General features: G+C 45.7%; 15 protein-coding genes, 1 tRNA gene and 1 riboswitch. Of the genes, 7 read left to right on the forward strand and 9 right to left on the reverse strand.

Annotated elements, in window-relative coordinates; translation table 11 throughout:
* Positions 1 to 55: 55 nt before the first annotated feature.
* The 5 genes from JT26_RS07380 to JT26_RS07400 form a co-directional block, all read right to left on the reverse strand.
* Positions 56 to 562, reverse strand: a complete 507-nt coding sequence (locus JT26_RS07380) for a hypothetical protein (RefSeq protein ID WP_036791030.1) — start codon at positions 560 to 562, stop codon at positions 56 to 58.
* 137 nt (positions 563 to 699) lie between these two features.
* Complete coding sequence (locus JT26_RS07385) at positions 700 to 1,350, reverse strand: LysE family translocator (protein WP_036848297.1); 651 nt, start codon at positions 1,348 to 1,350, stop codon at positions 700 to 702.
* Positions 1,351 to 1,561: 211 nt separating this feature from the next.
* Complete coding sequence (locus JT26_RS07390) at positions 1,562 to 2,890, reverse strand: hypothetical protein (protein ID WP_036848300.1); 1,329 nt, start codon at positions 2,888 to 2,890, stop codon at positions 1,562 to 1,564.
* 33 nt (positions 2,891 to 2,923) lie between these two features.
* A complete protein-coding gene (locus JT26_RS07395; protein WP_036848303.1) occupies positions 2,924 to 5,524 on the reverse strand; it encodes a TonB-dependent receptor plug domain-containing protein in 2,601 nt (866 codons plus the stop codon).
* A 182-nt stretch (positions 5,525 to 5,706) separates the two neighbouring features.
* Positions 5,707 to 7,026 carry a 3-phosphoshikimate 1-carboxyvinyltransferase gene (locus tag JT26_RS07400; protein WP_036848306.1) on the reverse strand — a complete coding sequence of 440 codons (1,320 nt, stop codon included), beginning with the start codon at positions 7,024 to 7,026 and terminating at the stop codon, positions 5,707 to 5,709.
* A gap of 75 nt (positions 7,027 to 7,101) precedes the next feature.
* Between JT26_RS07400 and hemH the strand changes: the two genes are divergently transcribed.
* Entirely contained in the window at positions 7,102 to 8,193 is a 1,092-nt protein-coding gene (hemH, locus tag JT26_RS11005; protein WP_160217643.1) for a ferrochelatase, read from the forward strand.
* The gene (locus JT26_RS07410; RefSeq protein WP_235300047.1) at positions 8,111 to 9,079 is read left to right on the forward strand and encodes an ATP-dependent 6-phosphofructokinase; all 969 of its coding nucleotides are present in this window, start codon (positions 8,111 to 8,113) and stop codon (positions 9,077 to 9,079) included. Before hemH ends, JT26_RS07410 begins: the two co-directional genes overlap by 83 nt.
* Positions 9,080 to 9,738: 659 nt before the next feature.
* Here the strand turns inward: JT26_RS07410 and JT26_RS07420 are convergent.
* Both JT26_RS07420 and JT26_RS07425 read right to left on the reverse strand, forming a co-directional pair.
* Positions 9,739 to 9,812: transfer RNA gene (locus JT26_RS07420), tRNA-Ile, on the reverse strand.
* 118 nt (positions 9,813 to 9,930) lie between these two features.
* Positions 9,931 to 10,611, reverse strand: coding sequence for a DUF4294 domain-containing protein (locus JT26_RS07425; protein ID WP_235300044.1), 681 nt, complete (start codon positions 10,609 to 10,611; stop codon positions 9,931 to 9,933).
* A gap of 233 nt (positions 10,612 to 10,844) precedes the next feature.
* Here JT26_RS07425 and JT26_RS11100 point away from each other — a divergent pair, with 233 nt between their 5' ends.
* Positions 10,845 to 10,976, forward strand: coding sequence for a hypothetical protein (locus tag JT26_RS11100; RefSeq protein WP_255359390.1), 132 nt, complete (start codon positions 10,845 to 10,847; stop codon positions 10,974 to 10,976).
* 98 nt (positions 10,977 to 11,074) lie between these two features.
* Here the strand turns inward: JT26_RS11100 and pnuC are convergent, their stop codons facing one another.
* Complete coding sequence (gene pnuC, locus JT26_RS07430; protein WP_036848316.1) at positions 11,075 to 11,674, reverse strand: nicotinamide riboside transporter PnuC; 600 nt, start codon at positions 11,672 to 11,674, stop codon at positions 11,075 to 11,077.
* 38 nt (positions 11,675 to 11,712) lie between these two features.
* Entirely contained in the window at positions 11,713 to 13,983 is a 2,271-nt protein-coding gene (locus JT26_RS07435) for a TonB-dependent receptor (RefSeq protein WP_036848319.1), read from the reverse strand.
* 78 nt (positions 13,984 to 14,061) lie between these two features.
* Positions 14,062 to 14,168, reverse strand: a riboswitch (TPP riboswitch).
* A 213-nt stretch (positions 14,169 to 14,381) separates the two neighbouring features.
* On the opposite strand from JT26_RS07435, the gene JT26_RS07440 reads away from it, so the two are divergent.
* The 4 genes from JT26_RS07440 (at position 14,382) to JT26_RS07455 (ending at position 22,340) form a co-directional block, all read left to right on the forward strand.
* On the forward strand, positions 14,382 to 15,572 hold the full coding sequence (locus tag JT26_RS07440) for an AAA family ATPase (RefSeq protein WP_036848322.1): 1,191 nt from the start codon (positions 14,382 to 14,384) through the stop codon (positions 15,570 to 15,572).
* A gap of 187 nt (positions 15,573 to 15,759) precedes the next feature.
* Positions 15,760 to 19,320: a pyruvate:ferredoxin (flavodoxin) oxidoreductase gene (gene nifJ, locus JT26_RS07445; protein ID WP_036848325.1), complete on the forward strand. Its 3,561-nt coding sequence runs from the start codon at positions 15,760 to 15,762 to the stop codon at positions 19,318 to 19,320.
* A gap of 880 nt (positions 19,321 to 20,200) precedes the next feature.
* The gene (locus tag JT26_RS07450; protein WP_036848328.1) at positions 20,201 to 21,595 is read left to right on the forward strand and encodes a DUF6242 domain-containing protein; all 1,395 of its coding nucleotides are present in this window, start codon (positions 20,201 to 20,203) and stop codon (positions 21,593 to 21,595) included.
* Entirely contained in the window at positions 21,564 to 22,340 is a 777-nt protein-coding gene (locus JT26_RS07455; protein ID WP_081966411.1) for an isoprenyl transferase, read from the forward strand. Before JT26_RS07450 ends, JT26_RS07455 begins: the two co-directional genes overlap by 32 nt.
* Positions 22,341 to 22,345 lie beyond the last annotated feature (5 nt).

The following is a 22,345-nucleotide window of genomic DNA, read 5'->3' on the forward strand; positions in this document are numbered from 1 at the left end:
AAAAACCTCGGTTTGCTGTTGCGAACCGAGGTTTTTTCTTTGTAGAAATCTTCTATTATAATCTTAGAGAAACTCCAATGTTACCATAGCTTACACCATATCCAAGCTCCAAGAAAGCACCAAACATCGGTGTAAAGAAGTACCTCGTACCGACATTGAAGCCGTAATCAAAGGCATTTCTGTGTTTTGTTTCATTGGCTTCTGTTTTTATACTTTGGAATCTTACTCCGGCATATCCTGCAACATAGGTATCCAACTTCGGGATGAAACTGTAATGAAGAGAGATACGAGGAGCAGCAAGAATACTTGTTGTGTAGGAGTTTCCGGCAATGGCAACTATACCTCCCATACCAAGGGCACTTCTACTGTCCCAGACATAGTCCGATATACTATATGCAAATGATGCGGAAAGAGGAGGAAGTGTAGAATAGGCATTATTTAATCCCACCCCCAAGTTCCAAATACCAGTCCCTTTCTTGAATGAAGTCTCTTGTGCATTAGACTCAAGAGCAAAAGGTAGCAACAAAAAACAAGCTGCAATGGTTAAGAATAATCTTTTCATGATACTGATTTTGTGTTATACGTTATTTCTCTACTGAATGAAAAAGAGCCTGTGAGCCCTCGCATTCTGCACAAAAGTAACTAAAAAGCTTGACTTGTCAGACAACTCCCCCTGTTTTGGAGGAGAAAAGAAGAGACCTACATCAAATCGGCTAAGCCAACAAGAGCGCCTATCAACCCGCAGCAAAGCAGAATCAACCCAATACTTCTATTGATCCCTCGTATGCTTTTAATGTTAAACCACTGCTTGGCTTTAGTGATTGTTCCGGTTATGAGAGTCCACCATAAAACGGCTCCTACGGCAATCCCTGCCACTCCGATCAACAACGGCCAAAGATTTTCTGTATCTACATCTGTAAGAAAAGAAAACTGAGCAAACAGACCCACGTAGAGCAACACTATAAGGATATTCGGTAAAGTAAGAAAGAAGCCGGAAGTAAAATCTCTCCAGTAAGGATGCTCCGTCGGGACATCCTCTTCTTCAGATGTTCCCTCTTCTTCTATGGAAGAGCCCGAATTCATCACGTAAAAAGCAAATGCCACGATGAAGATAGAGCCGAAGAATCGAAGCTCTTGAGAGTACTGCTTAATAAAGAAAATAAAGCTACTTACCCCTATAAGCGTTACAACAGCATAAAAGATATCGCTTGCTGTGGCACCAAGACCTGTAAGCAGACCGCTTTGGCGACCTTTGGTAAGCGTACGACGAATACACTCCACTCCTACGGGACCCATGGGAGCAGAGACGATAACACCTATAATTAAGCCTTTTACAAATGTTGTAAGCATAACAAACAAGAGAGCAGAGCCTCACCTATTTTCATCTCTGTTCTCTTAAAAACGTTTTTACATCTGCAAAGATAGCTAAAAAGAAAAGTTCGGACAAAGCTATCCTCTCCAACAGAAACGACATAGCCACCGGGAAATCTTATCTCCCGATGGCTATGTTTGCTATTTTCACCTTCTCTCTATGCTTAGAAGAGAAGTCTGTCTGTTCTTCTTAAATCTCTGTCGGACCTGCTTCGTATTCAAAGTTTCCGTTACCGAGACCTTTGAACTGATAAGTAAAGTCTGCATTAGCTCTGTTCACACGGATATTTACCTTAATGATGTAGCGTTGCTCTATACCATTTGTCAGAGCCGGCATTTCCGGATATTTATGAGCCAATACGAGCTTAAGACCATCCTTGATACGCTCATACTTCGCCTTTAGAAGAGCTGCAGAATCCAAACCTTTCTCTTCCGGTCTGTCTCCTTGTGTCTCTCCGCCATCGAGGTTGAAGTTGTTATAATAGCTGCTTCCTCCGAACCAGAACTCTTCATTCGTCGGATACTTTTTGCTGATATAAGATGGCTTATTTGCTTTCACCCATTCAAAAAGATATTGGAAGTCTGCTTTTTCAAATGCAAACTTAATGGTTGGATCATATACCCATCCCTTACCATTTTGAATGAACTGGGATGTAACCGGAGTTGTTCTCTCTGTTACAACCCACTTTGTTCCATTGAAGGTATAGTCTTCGTAGTGAACAGAAGTCTTTTTGTCCTTGTAGAACAACCATACAACCACCTTACTGTCGCCTGCTTGAGCATAAGGATACTTCACGGCCAATAGAGCAGGGATATAGTTTTCAGCCGGCATGGAAGAAGAGAAGTTACCATAGTTTGCTCCCATGCTCTTGTACTCTTCCATCGTGATTGCATGATACTTCTTTGCATCAGCAAGCTTGCCATTGATCACGAACCATGTAACATTATCGGAGTTGAAAGATCCTCTGATCACCAAAGAGCGAGGGTTGTTCTGTGCTTTGCTTTTAGCAAGCTCTATCACCTTGTTCAGTTCGTCTGCCTTAAGCTTTACGATAGAGGTTATACCCAATCCTTCAAAGTCTGCCTTCTTGAGTTCCACAAAAGCAGCAAAACCTATTGCTTTAAGGTTTGAAGAAGCAGGAAGAAGTTCTTTATGTTCAATGGTGAGTCTGGAGTCCTTACCCCATTCCGGATTTGCCTTTGCGGCAAAAGGAGTAAGATGCTCTGCAGCTGTAAACTTATCACTGAAAGCAGAGTAAGTTCTCTCGTCTCTAAGATTTTTTTCGAGTTGAGCCTTATAGGCTTTCTTCTCTTCGGGAGTTCCTTGGAATTTTGCAACCATAGAAGAGATATGTCCATCTATGATGCTCTTAAACTCTGCATCCGAAAGGACAATGCTTTTTGTCTTAGTCACATGCTTCTCTTCCTTGTCCAACTCTTCGTATATTCCCTTTGTAGGATTACACGCAACAAGCCCCAGAAGAGCCACGAATGCTAATATATATTGTACTCTTTTCATTGTTGTAATGACGTATTTATGTAAGACCTGTTTTTAGAAGTTGATGCGCAAACCTGTTGCCCAAGTACGACCGAAACCGAAGTAAACAAGCGATGTCTTCATGTCGTGCTTCTTTCCGTCGCGTGCATCTGCTATATACTCTACGTTTGTAGCGTTATCCACATTCATGTAGAGAGTAGCATTTAGAGAGCCGATGTTGAACTTGTAGTTTGCTCCGAGATCCAATGTGTAGTAGTTTGGAAGCTGCCAAGCATCTACCTTGTCGCTCTCCTTTGTTCTGTTTGTCGGATCAAAGTCTGCAAAGTTCTTTCCGGCATAGTTCAAGTTGCCATATATACGGAAGTTCTTGAACACTTCATAAGAAGAGCTTAGAGAAGCCGTAACCTGTGCAGAGTTTCCTACGTGTACACCTGCGATGAAGGCTTGTATCTCAGCTATCTTTTGTTGGCTTTCGTTAAAGATGGCTGCATTTACGTCATCTGTCCAGATCCAGTCTCCCACAGAAACCATACCTTTAAGTTCAAACCTCTTTGTCGGTTTGTAGGTAGCTTCAAGCTCTACCCCCATATGTCTTGCGTTAAGACCTGTGATGTTGGCAAGCTCATTATTTCCGATTCTGCGAGTAATACCCTTATCCATCCACTTGGTGTAGTAAGCATTGACATCCACCTTCAACACCTCGCTGATGAAGCCGTAACCGACCTCGCCGGTAAGTACTCTTTCATACTTCGCTCCGGTGTTGATTTCTGTATTGTAGTTGAAGAATACACTGCGGAAATAAGGTGCACGGGTAAAGTAACCGGCATTCACGAAGAAGTTGTTTTGGTTGTTCAGCTTATAGCTCAAACCACTCTTCACGCTCCATGGAAGATAGCTTGCCCATTCGGAAACATATCTGCTCTGACCTTCAGCCAAAGGAGCTTTTTCGTTTGTACCGCCAAGGTTCACATATCTGTAGGCCTGGTTGGAAAGAGAAGCAGAGACAAAACCATTGAGTTTCTCGCTCTTTGCTTCTGCTTGAGCAAATATACCGTTCCAAAGAACCTCACCAATGTTATCGTACTCTATTCTATCGCCCACCTTCAAAGGTTGATTAGGCTTGTGATACATCAGCTTCTTCGCACTTGTTTGAGGCTCTACATAGTAGTCTCCACCAAGAAGATTTTCTATCTGTTCGTAGTGCAAACCTTGATAGAATCTGGCATCATATCCGGCTGTAAGAGATAGAGCATCCGAAAGTTTATGGTTAAAAGAAGATAGGATACCGTACCAGTTGTGAGAGTTCATTGCATTGGAGAAGATCGCTTTGGAACCATTGTCCGAAGCTCTGTTTTCTCTCATCACGGCATCGAAGTCCAATAGGCCTTCAGGTGTTTGCTTTATCGTAAGCGGATTGCTGGGCTTTCCTGTCGTATTATTTATACCCAACCAGTTTGTACCCTCTGCTCCACGAACACGGCGTCCGCCTCCACGAGCAAGAGAAGCATAGAGAGAAGTAGAGAGCTTGCTCTTAGGACTGATCTCCCAATAGTGGTTGAGCGACATTTGAGGCTTGTGGTAGAAGTTGCGACCATAAGCTCCGCCCACTTCTTGTCCGTTGATGTAGCCGTAACCGATGTTATGACGTGCGCCGAAGCCGCTTTCTCTTATATCTTCTATCGTGTACATCGTTCCTCTTTGGTTGTGCCACTGAGGAGCTCCGAATGCAGTAAACGAAAGACGGTGATCTTCGTTGATGATCTTCGAGATATTAACGAAGTAAGACCATCCTTGGAAAGCAGTACCTCTTACATATCCGTCGCCCGAAGTGCGAGCACCGGCAAGCGATACAGCCCAGCCGTTATCCATAAGACCTGTGGATACATTGAATGCCATCTTGTTGTATCCGTCGTTACCGATACCGGTATAGAAAGATCCGCCCTTCTTGGCATCCGTACTCTTGGTAACCATGTTCATGGTACCTCCGACAGAAGAGAGACCGAGCTTGGAAGCACCTAGTCCGCGTTGAATCTGAATGAAGCTTGACACATCGGACAGACCTGCCCAGTTGGACCAGTACACTTTTCCGCTCTCCATATCGTTGATGGGCACACCATTGATGAGGATACCGAGGTTGTTACTATCGAAACCGCGCATATTGATACGAGAGTCTCCGAAACCACCGCCGCCTTTGGTTACATAAACAGAAGGAGTCTGCTTAAGAAGCTCAGGGAACTCGATGTTAGGAGCTTTCGTCTCAATCACATCAATACTAACGTTAGACACCGGAACGGGAGTTATACGATCTTTAGGAATGATGGATGCGATAACCACAACATCCTCGATACCTCTAACGTCTTCTTCCATATAGACGGCACCAAGATCCACTGAAGGACCTCTGCCAATCTTTACTTTTTTGTCCAGGTAACCCATATATCTGAACAGAAGCGTACTGTTTTCAGGCACGCTTAGCGTAAACTCGCCTTGGCGATTGGAAATATTTCCTGTCGAACCGACAGATACTCTTACTCCTCCAAGAGGATTATCTGTCCCTTTCTCCAATACTTTCCCCTTCACGTTCACCTGCGCAGTGGCTGCCACAGTGCTCAAAGTGAAAAGAATAAGAGCAAATAGAAATGAGATTCTCAATTTCATAGGATTCAATGTTGTTTATAAAGTGATACTTATTTCTTCTTTTGTGTACAGTTTAGCCTGATTTCAAACACATTCTCACCACAAATTTACAAAAACTTTACGAGGAAAAGATTAAGAACCGGTTAAGAAATAGACTTAAAACAAGGGAATTAACAGATGCAATGGTCTCGTTTGTATAACTTTTATTCGGATTTCTCTTCCGGGTTCAATACCTGTTGCAGCTCTCGCCAAAAGAGAGGATAGCTTTTGTTTACCACCGAAGGATCGTCCACGGCAATCTCATAACCCATTGCGGAAGCCACTGCAAACGACATCGCTATGCGGTGATCGTTGTGGCTGTTAAGGTGTAGAGTCTCTTGAGGAAGAGTAGGTTCTCCTCCTCGGAAAAGTATGGAAGAGGCTGTCAATTCGACATCCAATCCAAAGAGACGAAGCCCCTCTTTCACTGCAACAAGCCGGTTGCTCTCCTTGAGAGGCAGGGTCTCCAGCCCGACCATTCTGTAAGGGATGCCTCTCAGAGCCAGAACAACAGCCATGGTAGGTGCGGCATCCGGCATGATGTGCATATTAAGTCCGTCAAAAGCGGTATGAAAATCCTCCACACAAGGCACTCGGACAATGGTTGTAGAGCCTGACACCTCATCCCTTTCGGCTTTGACGCCGATCAGGCGAAACAGAGCAGCTGCCGAAGCATCCCCTTGCAGAGATGGCAGTGTAAGGTCTTGCAGTTTGAGGTGTGCACCTAAAGAGGAGAGCGCAATGAATGCAAACCAATAGAGAGCCGAGGACCAGTCTGCCTCTATATCCCTTGTGCTCACAGGAAGATACCTGCCGGGCAACACCTTTATCTCCTTATCCGTATAGCTGCACTCTATACCGTAGCGTCGCATAAGCGACAAAGTCATGTAAACATAAGTCTTACTCACGCTCGAAGCATCCCACTCCACTTCGAGCCCATCGGGCAGATAAGGAGAGATGAGCAGTAGTGCGGAGATAAACTGAGAGCTTCTGCTCTCCGTCAGATCTATCTTTCCGCTCTTGAGCGATGAGGGTCGTACTACGATCCGGTCTCTCTTGTCCTCGCCCTTTTCCCAGGCGACCTCTCCACCCAGCCGGTTCAGTGCCACCAGCAGTTCGTCCATAGGTCTCTGCATCAACCTCTCAGTGCCGGATATTACCACGCAACGCTTCGTTGCAAGAGCAGCATAAGCGACAACAAAACGGAGAGCAGAGCCGCAGTCTTCCACATCCACGAGGATCGTCTCTTCGGTCGATGGAGATGAAACGAGCGCAACAACTGCCCTGCTCAGCACCAGAATATCGTTCGGATAGTAGCTCCCTTTGTCCTCCAAAGCCTTGGCAGAAAGAGGCAAGAGAGCGTCTTGCCTCCTTCCCAATGCCTCTATGATCAGAAGACGATTGTAGATACTTTTGGAAAGCGGAAGCTGTATGCTCTGTCCCGAAGCGGAAGAGAATGGAGGTGAGAGGATTATAGGTTGCATGCTATTACTTTTGTACTCAAAGATACGAGATAAATACGTATCTTTGTGATGTTTTATAAGATATTCCCAATATTTATGCAGAAACAATTCGGACTGCTTATACTCAACACCGGGACACCGGACAGCCATTCCACAAAAGATGTATCAAGGTTTCTGTACGAATTTCTTACCGATCCTCGCATCATCACTCTTGCCTCTCCCTGGCGAGAGATCATCGTTCGCTGTCTGATTGTCCCATTTCGAGGATACCGCTCCGCTCGCAAGTATCGTGCCATCTGGGAAGAAGAGGGATCGCCTCTTTTGGTGAATGCCAAGGCTCTGGCTCACTCCTTGGAAGCCTCTTTGGCTATTCCGGCAGAGGTCGGAATGCGGTATGGCAATCCGTCCATCCGCTCCGGCATAAAGACTCTGCTTGACAGAGGAGTGAATCATATAGTGGCTCTACCGCTTTTTCCTCACTATGCGATGAGCAGCTACGAGACAGCGGTAGAGTGTTTCAAACAGAATGCAAAGGATCTCGGCGTGGAGTGTTCGGTAATACCGCCCTACTACAACCATCCGGCATATCTTTCTGCCATGAGTGATCAGATCCTTTCGCACCTTCCGAAAGATGCCCATCTGCTCATCTCATACCACGGCATACCGCTTGCCCATGTCGATATGTACAGAGGCATAAAGGAGAAAGACTATGAGTACCAGTGCAAAGAGCAGCACCGACTCCTGCTCGAACACACTTCGCTCCCGGCTTCTCAGGTAGAAGTGAGCTTCCAAAGCAGGCTCGGACACACACGCTGGCTCTCTCCTTACACGGCAGAAAGGCTGAAGCAGCTTCCTGCGGAAGGCATAAAGAAGGTTGCCGTAATCTGTCCCTCTTTCGTGCAAGACTGCTTGGAAACGCTCGAAGAGATCGAAGTGGAGGGCAGAGAGCTCTTTTTGAACTCCGGAGGAGAAGAGTTTTGCTTCATCCCCTGCCTCAACAGGCGCACAGACTATCTGCATGAAATAATTTGTCCATACATCACAACCCATCATGAAAATAGGAATACTCACCTCCGGAGGAGACTGTCCGGGTATCAATGCAACCATAAGAGGAGTAGGGCGTACAGCGATACTCCACTACAATATGGAGGTCGTCGGAATCCGGAAAGGCTTTTCGGGGCTTCTTGAAAACGACTACACCATAATGGATGAAGTGGCTCTGAGCGGTCTCTTGTACAAAGGAGGCACCATCTTGGGCACATCCAGAGAGAAGCCGTTCAGAAAAAGGCTCTTTTCCGATGAGGATCTTCCGCGCAAACTGAAGCAACACTACGACGACCTGGGTCTCGACTGCCTTGTGGCGATAGGCGGAAACGGCACCATGAAAACGGCTGCAAAGATGCGGGCGCTGGGGATCAACGTCGTGGGGATACCCAAAACGATAGACAACGATATATGGGGCACGGAGGTTACTTTCGGCTTCGATACCGCCGTGGCAACCGCAACAGAGTGCATAGACAGGCTGCATACCACGGCAGAGAGCCACAGACGGGTGATGGTGGTAGAGGTGATGGGGCACAAAGCCGGATGGATTGCCCTGCACTCCGGAATGGCAGGAGGAGCCCATGTGATACTGATCCCGGAACTGGGCTATAACCCCGACAAAGTGATAGAAGCCATAAACAGACGGATGAACAAAGGTAAGCTCCACTCCATCGTTGTAGTGGCAGAGGGCGTTAAGAGCCTCGGCGGAGAGAAAGAGCGTCCGGCATTCTATCTCTCAAAATATATAGAAGAGCATTCGGACTTGGTCTGTCGGGAGACTGTTTTAGGACACATACAGCGAGGAGGATCTCCTACCGCAGCAGACCGTAACCTCGCCACACTTCTGGGCGGATACGCCACAGAGCTGGTCTCCAACAGAATTTTCGGAGTGATGGTGGCTGTTGTGAACGGACAGATGACCCACTTGCCTCTCGAAGAGGTTGCGGGCAAACTGAAAACGGTACGTGAGGACAATCCTTTGGTGATACAGGGGAAAAAACTGGGGATCTCTTTCGGGACGGAAGACTGAACTTTTTGCCCTCCGACCGAGAGTTCATTTTTATATATTCCATCCCGAAAAAAGCTCACTTTTTTCTCGCTCTCTATTTTGATCAGAGGGGGCGTTTTCAGAGCACGAGCAAATTGTTAAATTCGCCACATTTCATTAACACCATTTTCGATACCCGTTCACCCAAAATGCTAAACGAGCATATTGTGTCGGCTTAACGTGTTTAATTTTTCAATGAACACGTTTACCGATTTCATTAAACACGTTTACCGGATTTGGTAAACGTGTTTAGAAATTTTACTTATAATGCTGACAATTAACACTTTGCACCTTTTACCCCTTTTTTTGCTGTTTTTGGTCACAAAATTTCATTAGGATTTGTTTACAGACGACAGTGTTAAAATTTACACCTATTAACGCGAAAACGGGCCCTGAAACCGACCGGGAGATAAAAATTTCCGAAATCAGAGAAATCCATAACAGACTATCAGACAGAAAATTGAGAGAATCTCTCATTTTTGTCATCCGATTCAGATTGAAGAAATAATTCTTCTTATGCCTTTTCTCCAACTCCATTTTTATATAAAAAGACACACCGGCAACAGCCTCCGAAAGCGACCATTTTATCCCTCCGGACAATAAAAAAAGCACCCCAAAAGGAGTGCTTCTATCTTTTCAAGTGGTCCCACCTGGGCTTGAACCAGGGACCTCCAGATTATGAGTCTGTTGCTCTAACCAACTGAGCTATAGGACCGCAACCTCTTCTCAGTGTATATCCGAGAGTCAATCACTGTGCAAAGGTACTACTTTTTTCGATTTCTGCAATAGATGATCCTATATTTAGAGAAAAGAGGAAAGCAAAACGGAGCGAATCATATCGCTCCGTTTTCTATCATCAGTACTATCGTCTCTATCGCTCTATCTTCTCCATCGGGTTGGTAATCCGCCTTGAGAGAAGCTCCGAACATCTTCGCGAACAGATTCCAGAACGATGCAGCAAAAGAGCCCAAGTATGCTTCCACCAACTCATAGCTGGTGGAGTCTGTCTCTCTTTTGATTAGCTTTATAAGGATTTTGCCTTGACGCAGTGTGAGCTTCTTCATTTGAGGCTCGAACTGCTTGTACAACTCCTTCTCCATTCGCTTGAGATGCTTCTCACGAGAGCCGTCATCCGGAAGTGTTTCTATGTATTCGTACGTCTCCATTAAAGTGTTGGCGACAATCTTTGCAAAAGGATAAGCCTTTTTGACATCCCGAACCAGCCTGCTGAATGCTTTCTTTTCTCGCTCGCTCATTCTGGACTTCTGCCCGAAAACATAAACATTGGGAAGGGTATAGCTTGGCAGTCGTTCTCCGCTCGGCATGGTATAGAGTGGAACCAAAGAGCCTTTGAGGGTAGAACTCGCACTGTCCGTTGCTCTGTCTTTAGAGGATGGAGGTTCCGTATTGCAAGCAAGAGCAGAACCAACCGCTCCTGTAAGAGTAAACAGGAACGCAAGGGAGAGCCTTAATGTGGTCTTGAAAACCTTATGTATTGATTCTTTTACTAACATGACAAAAACGCAATATCTTTCTCCATCACAAAGATATGCTTTCTCTTCTCATCTGATGCCGTTTTAACGCAGATTATCTTTAATCTCTACTTATTGATGGTCTTGAAAAAGTGTTGTAACACAACCGGAAAGAGTCTCTTTCGCCAACAGCGTGTCGTCTCTATCGCTCTGCTTCCCTTCGTTCCTGCGGCTGCTTTCCCTGAAGAGAAAGGAAAGGGGACAACAATCTCGGAATGAGCAAGAAGCAAGACCAGATCAAGGCAGAACGGCTACTGTCTTTCGGAAAATATGAGAACAGCAACTCTAAGAAAGCTATCCGAAAACAAAATATTTCTCTGCCATCCTATACACTTATCATCATCTAAAAAAAGCATAGAGCATGGCTCATAAAGAGAAATGACCATGCTCTATGCCTTAGTGATAAGGCTGTTCCAGCCTCCTTTCTATTAACAGCTATTTGCTTTTACACCCCTGCCGAAGAGGCTTGAGAGCGCATCATCTTCTTCCACCTTGACAGTCCGATGATAGCCATAATGGTATAAACAAGGAAGAAAAGCCCCATAATGGTGTAGCTGAGAGAGAGGAAAATGTAGGTGTACAAGAGATTTGAAAGAATCCATGCGTACCAGTTTTCCAAATATTTATGAGCAAGAAGCCACATACCTACCACGCTTGCAGATGTGGCAATAGCGTCAAGAAGAGGACTGGAATTAAATGTAACATACTCGAATATGGGGTACAATGCTCCGGCAATCACTATCGTTATGCCCAGTACAGCCATAAGAGTCTTGCGAGAAAGTCGTCTCACCTGTGTCTCGACCGGCCCTTCCTCCCGATGTTTGAACCACTGAATCCAGCCGTAAATACAAGCCAAAAGATAGTAAATGTTTACGGCCATATTCCCATACACTCCTCCTGTATAAGAGATGTAGATAAAAAGAAGCGGAGTAATGATACCAACGGGCCACAGCCAAATGGATGCACGAATCTCAAGAAAGACATAAATGAGTCCGAAAACAGCAGCCAGCAGTTCGAGAGATGCTTGAGAGAAAGGGAAGTCCATATTCTATCTGTTTACATTTATATAATATACTCGTGTGCTTAAAAAGTTACTTTAAGGGTAGACATAATGTGTCTGCCGGCTTGTGGAAAGTAACGAAGATCGGCATAATAGCTCTCCTTGCCATCTTTGCCTATGATCTTTCCTGCATCATACACATATCCGGTCGGAGAGTATGAAGCATTGAGCAGATTGTTGGCTTGCAAAGAGATGGTCGCTTCTGCAGATGAGAGCAGAGGGAAAGTGTATGAAAGCTGTGCGGAGAGTGTCGTAAATCCGGCAATGTAGCGATCCCTCGACCCGGTATTATCGAGATACTGCCCTCCCTGTCCGTGAGCAGAAAGTGCTCCATACCAGCCCTTATTGTGAAGGGCAAGGGTCTGATTCCAGATGTGATCAGGGCTGTTGGCTATCGGAGTATTGGCAAACTTCTCCACAACAGTCTTCGAAAAGTTCCAATCAGCATCGTAAACGGCATGTGTATGCTCGTAAGACTTGAGGACGTTACGGCTCAACATGAGGTTCCCACTATATGTCAGCCATGAAACCGGACGATATTCCAATGCCATCTCGACACCCATGCGGTAGCTTTTGGGAATGTTAATGAGAAGCACATCACCCACATCGCTCAGTCTGCCATCGGGAACAAGCTGATCGGTATAGTCCATATAGTAGCCGTTGATCTCCGCTGTCAGTTTTTGAGAACGGAAGGTGTAGCCCAACTCATAGTCGATCATCTTTTCCCTCTTAGGATAGATCACTTTGCCTTGAGAGTCTCTCCTTGGGCTCTCGATGTATGCCTTTCTGTTCGGTTCACGTGCAGCCGTCGAGATAGATGCGTAGAGACGATGACCCGAAGCCAGCGTCCATGTAACACCATACTTAGGCAAGAAGAATGTATGTCTCGGATGCACATCAAGGATATCCATTGCTCCGGTTATATCGTTGTACTTGTCGGAAACACCATCCATGTTGTATCTGATGTGGCGAAGCATCAAGTCTCCATAAATAGTAAGGTTGCTCGATACATTCCACTCGTCTCTTATATAAACGGAGAGGTCTGTCTTTGTTGCCTTATTATTATAGTATGGATGATTTGGAGCAACCTCCACGGGATAATCTCTTACATAAGGAACAAATCCGAAGTGCTTACCATCATAATGATTAGCAGCCATTCCAATAGATGTGGTATTGCTACTGCTCTTACTTTCCATGTTGAAGATAGCACCGTAAAAGTGATTGTCCAACCATTTCTCACGAATAAGATCTCTTCTTTTTACCTTTTCGCCGTTGGATTCAAAGGTCGGTAGTCCGAACTCTACGAGCTTCCTCTTGGTACGATACTCGTTGATATAACCTTTTCCTCTGGTATAGTGAAGAGTGAGCTGCGTTTTAAGAGTACGGCTCCAATGGTTGGTTGCAATGAAATGAGTGTGGTGCTGCTTGTAGTTGTCCGCACTTGGATAGAAGTTTGATGCATCTTTGCTTGCACCTTCAAAAGGAGGCATTATGCCGGCGTTATTGTATCTCGGTCCGAGCTTATCCCATTGTTCCTTTGAGATACCATTCCATGCGATACCCGTTTTTTCACTTCCGCCAAAATGGATGAGGCGATAGACAGAGTTGTCCCCATAGTAGGCAGCTTGGAGCTGATAGCTGTCGAGATTGACAAATGCCCGGTCTACAAAACCATCGCTCTTGGCTTTGGAAAGACGTATGGAAGCGGCAACCCGGTTGTTCAAAATGCGTCCGGTGCGTGCTCCGAAGTGAGTCATGAAGGTGTTGAACGCACCATACGTAAGCTGTGCATCCCCTCCCGGCGCGAGTGTAAGGTCTTCGCTCTGCATGTTGATCGCTCCTCCGAACGCTCCTGCACTGTGAGTGGAGACACCGGCACCACGTATAATCTGTACATTCTTAAGAGACGAGACAAAGTTGGGCATATTGACCCAAAAGACCGAATGGCTCTCGCTGTCGTTCACAGGCACACCATTGGCGTTGATATTGATGCGAGAAGCATCTATTCCTCTAAGTGAAAGAGAGGTGTAACCCAATCCGCTACCGGCATCCGATGTGAATGTAAGAGAGGTAGCACCGGATAAAAGAGCCGGCATATCTTGTGAGAAGTTTTTGGATTTGAGTTTGGAACCTGCTATTTCTTGAACAGTCATAGGTGTTTTTGCCGTAGCTCGTACCCCTATTACCATAACCGAATCTAATAAAGAATAGGTACGGACATTTTTCTGAGCCATTGTGGCTACGGAAAATATCGGAGCAGAAGCAACGACTAAAGACAAGATGAATTTTTTCATGGCTTGCTATAATAATGAATATAAATAATGGTGATATGAAATGGTCAGGAGAGTTCCCAAAGTAGAGCAAGCCAAAGAAATAGATCTACGTGCTTTTCCTGCAATGGCATTACCCATACAGGTCAACTTGTGAGGGTCTGATCTCAGCCACAACTCTTCCATTGTAAGCACCCCTAAGCATCTTTCGGTAGGCTTTTAGATTCTTAAATCTATTTTACACCTTCCGAGCTGCGAAGTTAAGCAATGTTCACGATATGCGCAAGAAGCTATAAAACGAGAATTTCAATGCAAAAACAACCCAAATTGCAATGTTTAATGCACAATTTGAACACAAAATGTATTGTGGTAAGAAATAAATACCTAACTTTGGGGATGACTATCGGAAGTAAGAGAAGACAGTGGAAATATTTTTTAGGATACATAAGACTCTTGTAGGTCAATATGGACCAACAAGGACTCGTCGAGGACTATTGGATGAGATAGATCTCTCCGCCAGATTGGTAGGCATACGTGGAGCAAGAGGTGTAGGCAAAACCACCTTGTTGCTTCAGATTGCAGAACTATACCATAGCGAGGAAAACCGAGAGTGTCTGTATGTAAACCTGAACCACCTCTACTTCGCAGATAGAACGATATTGGACTTCGGCAGGGAGTTCTATGCAGCCGGGGGAAAGAGATTGCTCTTAGATCAGGTGTTCAAATACCCGACATGGGCAGAGGAGATACGGATGCTTCTGGATCAATGTCCTGAACTTTCTATCGTCTTTACCACTTCAGCGGTAACTCCATCCCTGACAGAGATCGAACCCATAAGCAGTCTGGTTCAAGAGTATCAGCTGCAGGGATTTTCGTTCCGGGAGTTCATCAATGCACGAACAGGCAAAGCGTTGCCTCGTATCACGTTGGAGGATCTGTTTCTTCACCATGAAGATATAGCTCCGAAGATTTTGGAAGAAGTCAATGTTCCGGAATTTTATAACGATTATTTGAAGAGAGGCTATTACCCTTCCACAAAAGATGGACAACAGTATTACGAACAGATCGTAAAAGCGTTGAATATGAGCCTGGAGGTGGATGTGATATATTTGGCTCAGGTAGACCCTTCTTACTTGGGGAAACTACGTAAACTGGCTTATATTCTCACAACCCAAGGAGGACAGGTGCCTAATATCTCTCTGTTGAGTAATGAGATCGGGACTTCTCGTGCAACACTGCTCAACTATATCCTTGACCTTTCTCGCGCAGGCATCATTCACCTCGTTCGGAAGCAGGGAGAGGAGAACAGCAGCAAGAAAATGGGGCAGGTATTTGCTTATAACACTAATCTGTTACAAGTGTTATATCCTCACATTCCATCCAGAGAGATGGAACGTCTTGTCTTTTTGCTGTCTCATCTTACTCCTCACTATAAAGTGGCAACTCCCATAAGGAAGATGTCTGCCGATATTATAGTGGAAGACAAAATACAGGTGAGCGTCAAAGAGACGGGAAAGATACGAAAGAAGCAAAACATCACCTATGCCGTAGATCACCTTAGTGTAGGAAGAGGGAATGAGATTCCTACATGGCTGTTCGGATTTCTCTATTGAGAATTTTGGCTGAGGAGATGCGGAGATAACATTGTATTACTATACACATAAAAAAAGAGTAGAAGGCGACAACTTCTACCGAAACAACAACATTTGCGGACGGGGCTGCAAGAAGACTCTGTCCGAAAAAAGGTAAAGCGGAATATTATCAACTCCACAAAACGGAGATTAGTTAGAAACTTATTTTATGGAAAGAAAAAAAACTTATCTCACTTGTGATGGGAACCAAGCAGCTGCGCACATCTCTTATATGTTTAGCGAGGTTGCTGCCATCTATCCTATCACTCCATCCTCTACTATGGCAGAGTATGTAGATGAGTGGGCGGCAATGGGCCGTAAGAACATGTTTGGCGAAGTTGTAAGAGTACAGGAAATGCAGAGCGAGGCAGGAGCGGCAGGTGCCCTTCATGGTTCACTCCAGGCAGGCGCTCTTACCACTACATATACAGCATCGCAAGGTCTTCTATTGATGCTTCCCAATATGTACAAGATAGCAGGGCAGTTGCTCCCTACGGTATTCCACGTATCTGCAAGAGCATTGGCAGCACAGGCACTCTCTATCTTTGGGGACCATCAAGACGTCATGTCTGCACGTCAGACCGGTTTTGCAATGCTTTCGACAGGTAGCGTACAAGAAGTTATGGACCTTGCCGGGGTAGCACACTTGGCAACACTCAAGACACGCATACCATTCATTCACTTCTTCGATGGCTTCCGTACCTCTCATGAGATACAGAAGATCGAAGCTCTCAATACCGAAGACTTGGCTCCTCTTATAGATCAAGACGCATTGGCTGCATTCCGTCGCAATGCTCTCGATCCGCATCATCCGGTAGCTCGTGGTACGGCTCAAAACCCGGACATCTACTTCCAAACGAGAGAAGCATCAAATCGTTTCTATGAAGTTGTTCCTGAAGTGGTGCAAGAGTACATGGATAAGATTGCAGAAATCACAGGTCGCCACTACAAGCTGTTCGACTATTACGGAGATCCCGAAGCCGAGCATGTGATCATCGCCATGGGTTCTGTAACGGAAGCGATCCGTGAAACAATAGATTATCTTGCCACTCAAGGTCGCAAGGTAGGTCTCATAAGCGTACACTTGTACAGACCATTCTCTGCAAAGCACTTCCTTGCGGCTCTTCCTGCAAACGTTAAGCGCATTGCAGTATTGGATCGCACAAAAGAGCATGGAGCAACAGGCGAACCGCTTTATCTGGACGTAAAAGATTGTCTTTATGGTAAAGAAAACGCTCCTCTTGTTGTGGGCGGTCGTTATGGTCTTTCCTCCAAAGACACCACTCCGAATCAGATCCTTGCCGTGTATGACAACCTTGCGATGAATGAGCCTAAGAATCATTTCACCGTAGGTATCGTGGACGATGTTACATTTACTTCTCTTCGAGTGGAAGACGATTTGGACTTCTCCACAGGTCTGTTTGAAGCCAAGTTCTACGGACTTGGAGCCGATGGTACGGTAGGTGCAAACAAAAACTCCGTGAAGATCATCGGAGACAATACAGATAAATATTGTCAGGCTTACTTCTCTTACGACTCCAAGAAGAGTGGTGGTTTCACCTGTTCTCACCTACGTTTCGGAGACACGCCTATCCGCTCTACCTATTTGGTTAATACGCCGGACTTCCTGGCTTGTCACGTACCCGCATACCTTCGTCTATATGATATAACAAAGGGTCTTAAGAGAAATGGAACATTCCTTCTCAACTCTATCTGGGGATTGGATGAGGTAGAAGAGCATCTTCCTAACCGTGTCAAGAGATGTCTTGCCAAGAACAACGTGGCATTCTATATGATCAACGCGACCAAGATTGCACAGGAAATCGGATTGGGCAACCGCACCAACACCATTCTTCAAAGTGCATTCTTCAAGATTGCCAACGTTATTCCTTACGATCTTGCAGTAGAGCAGATGAAGAAGTTCATTGTAAAGAGTTACGGCAAGAAAGGTGAAGACGTTGTGAACAAAAACTTTGCCGCGGTGGATCGTGGAGCCGAAGTGATCAAAGTTCCGGTGAAGCAAGAGTGGGCAAATCTACCGGACGACACAGCCGACAGACACGAAGACGATACAGACTTTGTACACAACATCGTTCGTGTGATCAATGCACAAGAGGGCGACAGCCTGCCTGTATCTGCTTTCCTTGGCCGTGAAGACGGTGTATGGGAACAGGGAACGGCTGCATCCGAAAAGCGCGGAGTGGCTTCTCACGTACCGGAATGGACGGCAGAGAACTGTATCCAGTGTAACCAGTGTGCTTATGTATGTCCTCACGCAACCATACGTCCGTTCCTTCTTAATGAAGAAGAAGCTGCCAAAGCACCGGCAGGATATAAGACCCTCAAGCCTATCGGCAAGCAGTTCGACGGCTTACAGTTCCGTATCCAAGTGAATGCACTCGACTGTCTTGGCTGTAGCAACTGTGTGGACGTATGTCCGGGCAACAAGAACGGAAAGGCTCTTGCCATGAAGCCTATCGAGAGTCAGCTTGTGGAAGTTCCTCGTTGGGACTTCTCGGTGAAAGAGGTTGCCACCAAGCAGCATCTTGTAGACACTAAAGCGAATGTAAAGAACAGCCAGTTTGCTACACCTCTATTCGAGTTCTCAGGAGCGTGTGCAGGTTGTGGTGAGACCCCGTATGTGAAGTTGCTTACACAGCTATTCGGCGACAGACAGATGATAGCCAACGCTACCGGTTGCTCTTCTATCTACTCCGGCTCGGCACCTTCCACTCCATATACAACCAACGAACAGGGACACGGTCCGGCATGGGCAAACTCTCTGTTTGAAGACAATGCCGAGTTCGGTCTCGGTATGCACATCGCAACCGAAACCATTCGCAAGAGACTTGTAGAGCTGGCTCAAGAAGCACAAGAGTGCAGCTGCTGCTCTGCCGAGCTCAAATCTCTTCTTAACGAATGGGTAGAAAAACGCAACAATGCTGCGGATGCAAAAGAGTTGGGAGACAAGATCCTGCCTTTGGCAAAAGCGTGCGACTGCCACGTTTGTACCGAAATAGTGAAGAACTCATCTCACCTCTACAAACGTTCTCAATGGATCATCGGTGGAGACGGATGGGCTTATGACATTGGCTTCGGCGGTCTCGACCACGTGATAGCAAGTGGAGAGAATGTAAATATCCTTATCCTCGACACAGAGGTGTACTCCAACACCGGAGGTCAGAGCTCTAAATCCACACCGGTAGGAGCTATTGCGAAGTTTGCTGCAGCAGGAAAGCGTGTCCGCAAAAAAGATCTCGGACTCATGGCTACCACTTACGGCTATGTTTATGTAGCTCAAATCTCCATGGGAGCAAACCAGGCACAAACCTTGAAAGCCCTACGCGAAGCGGAAGCTTATAATGGTCCTTCCATCGTGATAGCGTATAGCCCATGTATCTCTCACGGGTTGAAAGCAGGTATGGGTAAGACTCAAGACGAAGGCAAGAGAGCAGTAGAGTGCGGATACTGGCACTTGTGGAGATTCAATCCGGAGCTGGAAGCAGAAGGCAAGAACCCATTCACGCTCGACTCCAAAGAGCCAAACTGGGATCTCTTCCAAGACTTCCTCAAAGGCGAGGTGCGTTATCTCTCTCTTCAAAAGCAGTACCCTGCAGAAGCTGCCGAGCTGTTTGCCGCAGCACAAGAGAATGCTTTGTGGAGATATAACAACTACAAGAGACTTGCCAACACCGTTTGGGAAGCCCCCGAAGCTTCTAAGGAGGCATAACCGATAAAGCGATTATTTATTACATATACTCTAAGCGGTGCTGTGGGATGGCAAACCTGTTCCCACAGCACCGCTTTCCTTTTTTCAAGCATAACGAGCGGCGGTTTTCTTCTCGCTTTTCAGCCCCCTTTAGGAATATCACAAAAGCTCTTTCCGAATATTCCGATGACGAAAATTATCTGCCAAAATCAAGGCTTAAAGAGGGAGTTTTTATATAAAAGTGAAATGGCAGTTTGAAGCTCAAATCGCCCAAGTCCGATTAGAGAATTTTGTCAAGAAAAAGAGCCAAAAACCATAACAACCTGTCCGATAAGCAACTACAAAAATCTCGATTCTCGGAAATTTTCTCCTCTCGGTCGGTTTCAAGCCCCGTTTTCGAGTTAATAAACTCAAAATTTGAGACACAAAGCCGCAAATATTTCTTAATGAGAAAAATCAGCAAAAAACCTGCTTTTTAGCCCCTAAAAAGATAAAATCCTCATGAACAACAGATTAAGAAAATTTCTAAACACGTTAATTGAATCCGGTAAACGTATTAAATGAAATCAGTAAACGTGTTCATTGAAAAATTAAACACGTTAAGCCGACAAAATATGCTCGTAAAAATGAGGTGAGCAGAGAGGAATAAAAAAGTCTTTGATTCTTTTAGACAAAAGAAGACTCTTTTTTATGAGAGGACAGAGTGCTATCCGCTTCTTTTGCAATATCTTTCAAAAACGAGATTCCGGTACACAAATTCTCTTAAAAAAGCCCACTATGACCAAACGATAAATGGTTATACGGCAAAAAGTTCCTACATTTGTACATTCTGAGGTAGACTATATTCTATCCGTCGGAAAGTTTTACAGAGAAAACATAGAAACAGACATACAGATAGCAGATGAAATATATCCATAAAACTTCGTGGTTGTTTTTGGTACTCCTTATACTTAGCGGCGTCTCGGCATGCAACGAGAAGACTCCCGGTGTCCGCAAACCGGATCCGAATCCCGGACTGCAAGTACCTCACTATGTGAATATTCAGATTAAAGAGAACGACGTATTCTCTCAAACGAAGTTTACGATAGACCATTTCAACAGAAAGATATACAACTCAGTCCGTTTGCCATACAAGACCGAGCTGGACACTGTATTCCTAAGGATGATGATCAGTAGCGAGACTAAAGTGGAGATCAAAAACCTTACGACAAACGAGACATTCCCTTGGACCGTGGAGAAGATGAACTCCAAGTCCGTCAAAGTAAAGGGAGGAAAGCTGGAGCTGCTCCTGTCTGCCAACATCAATGGCGTCAATAAGACGGAGAAGTATCTCATGAACATCAATGTTTACAGCTACGATCCCAATGTGATCACATGGGAGAAAAAAGAGAACGTACTCCCGGTTGCGGCGGCAGACTCCAAGTTCATCACGCTCAACAAAACACTCTACTGGGTTGCTCTGGACAAGCACGCCAAGTTTCATCTGTACGAAGTGCTCAGCGTGGAGAGCTACAACTTCCGAAAAGTGGAAGGCACAGGAGATATGCCTGCAATACTTCCGCATACATTGACACAAGATACTCACGGCAGAGTATGGGGTATGGCAAAAGATGGAGAGATATACAGCTCTTCGGATCTGAAGATTTGGGAAAAGATCCAAAAGCCGGAAGCGACCCTTGCATGGACATCCATCTTGTACGATGCCAACCTGAAGGGTAGCACCGGAGAGGTAAAGATGCTTTTAATCGGAGAGATGAACGGAGCCTACAAGATATGGACAGCCGCTCCGGCAAGCATGCCTGCCATTCTCACAGACATCACCAACGAACACTTCCCTGTGCGTAACGCACTCGTAAGAACAGTGGTGGAAGCAGGCATCAAGCGTGCCAACCTCATAGGCGGGACAGATCGTCTCGGTCGTCCGGTAGAGAATCTCTTCTTCACCGCAGATGGTAAAGGATGGGGAGAGATCAAGTTCAGAGGAAAAGGATTCAATGCCCCGGTTCGCGGTGCAACCTTGATAGAAAAAGGCGGAAGGATCTATATCGCCGGCGGCGAGTATGCCATAATATCGGACGATAAGAGTCGCCTCAATCTTTTCCACAGCGACGACAACGGCGCATCTTGGACCAAGATGACCCAGGAAAAGACTCAGGCAACAGGCTTTAACGTTACGTCAGGGATGTCAGGCATTATCTCCACAGATGGCGAAGATGATGTTTTCTTCTTCCTTGGTGGTATAGCCGGAGGCAAACCCACGGCAGATGCGTGGCGAGGTTATATCAAGAAAAACTAACAACCCTATTTCTCCCTCTACACATAGCAGAATGACACAGATACCGGCACATATAGCCATTATCATGGACGGCAATGGAAGATGGGCGCAAGCTCAGGGACAAGAGCGCGTCTATGGTCATGTTCATGGCGTGGAGAGTGTTCGTCGCATCCTTAAAAGAGCGGCAGAACGAGGCGTAAAGGTATTGTCTCTTTACACTTTCTCGGAAGAGAACTGGAGCAGACCACAACAAGAGGTCGATGCTTTAATGGAACTCATCGTGGTCTCACTGCGCAAAGAGATAGACTCTCTCATGGAAAACGGAGTACGTCTAAGGACTATCGGAAACACGGACAAGCTACCGGCAGATGTGCAGGAGCTGTTGAAAGAAGCCATTGCCCTTACTGCCGACAACAGTGTTATCACTCTCCAGCTGGCTCTCTCCTACTCTTCAAGACAGGAGATTACGCATGCGGTGAAAGAGTTGGTAGCCGATAAGATCTCCGCCGAAGCCATTACGGAGGAAGATATAACCGACAGACTTTACACATCAGGCATACCCGATCCGGATCTTATCATAAGAACAGGCGGAGAGCAGAGGCTTAGCAACTTCCTGCTCTGGCAAGGTGCTTATGCCGAACTATACTTTTGCCCCGATGCCTGGCCTGCTTTCGACGAAAAGGCTTTTGATAAAGCGTTGGAAGATTTTGCACAAAGAGAGCGTCGGTATGGCAAGACCAGCGCACAACTATTATCGAATGAATGATAAAG

The organism is Porphyromonas sp. COT-108 OH1349, from assembly GCF_000768755.1.
Classification (GTDB): domain Bacteria; phylum Bacteroidota; class Bacteroidia; order Bacteroidales; family Porphyromonadaceae; genus Porphyromonas_A; species Porphyromonas_A canoris.